The following is a 1,053-nucleotide window of genomic DNA, read 5'->3' as shown; positions in this document are numbered from 1 at the left end:
TTGCGGTTGTGAATCAGAGTCCATTTTTGTTCTCAAAATCGATCTTTGACAACATCGCCCTTGGCAATCCTCAAGCAACAAAGGAGCAAGTTTATCAAGCAGCGAAATTGGCGTGTATCCACGACGATATAGAGAAATTCCCTGACGGATACCAAACCGAAGTTGGCGAAAAAGGCATTACTCTTTCTGGCGGTCAGAAGCAGCGTATTGCGATTGCACGCGCCATGCTTCTCAACGCTCAAGTGTTAGTTTTAGATGATGCCCTATCCGCCGTAGATGGTCGAACCGAACATCAGATTCTCAAGAACCTTGAAACACACTACCGTGATCAAGCGTTGATCGTTATCGCACACCGATTAACGGCATTAGAAGCGGCTGATGAAATCATCGTTCTTAATCATGGCCATGTCACCGAGCGAGGGAGACATCATTCTCTACTCGAACACCAAGGCTGGTACGCAGAAATGTTCCAGTACCAAAAACTCGAACAAGCAATGGAGGAGTAATCAATGAAACAAACCAGTACATTTAAGCGGTTGTTGTCTTATCCATTGTCTCAGCCGAAGCCAATGATAAAAGGCTTAGCTTTGCTGTTTATCGCGGCGTTAGCGAGTGCGAGTGGCCCTTGGTTGATCCAGTATTTTATTGATGAACACATTGCCAAAGGTGACTACTCTCGTAACGTATTGATTGCTTTAGCGTTGGGCTACGTGTCACTTCAAGTCATTTCAGCAACGTTCCAATATCTTCAATCGTTGCAATTTAGCATGGTGGCAACGAACACGATCAAAACCATTCGCAAGCAAGTGTTTTCGGGAGTGATCAAACAGCCACTTTCTGCGTTTGACTACACACCTGCCGGTAAGCTTGTTTCTCGAATCACGAATGATACAGAATCACTTCAGCAGTTTTACGAGTTGTTAATCGCGACCGTGGTTAAGAACGTTGTGATGATCGTGGTGATGTTGGGTGTCATGTTCTTCATGAGTTGGAAGTTGACGCTGGTTGTTATCGTCCTGTTACCGATCGTAATTGGCTTTATGTATCTGTTTA

At 44.7% G+C, this 1,053-nt stretch carries 2 protein-coding genes; both read left to right on the top strand.

Features of this window, described 5'->3' with window-relative positions; all coding sequences use genetic code 11:
• Positions 1-506, top strand: a 506-nt coding sequence (locus R7P35_RS26170; protein ID WP_318093397.1) for an ATP-binding cassette domain-containing protein, incomplete at its 5' end; no start/stop codon positions are given.
• A gap of 3 nt (positions 507-509) precedes the next feature.
• Positions 510-1,053 (top strand): ABC transporter transmembrane domain-containing protein (locus R7P35_RS26165; protein ID WP_318093395.1); only part of this gene is annotated, 544 nt, incomplete at its 3' end.

The organism is Vibrio sp. Vb0304 (assembly GCF_033338995.1).
GTDB classification, from domain to species: Bacteria; Pseudomonadota; Gammaproteobacteria; order Enterobacterales; family Vibrionaceae; genus Vibrio; species Vibrio alginolyticus.
The sequence above is the reverse complement of the archived record's forward strand: the minus strand, read 5'-3'. Positions and strand labels throughout refer to the sequence as shown.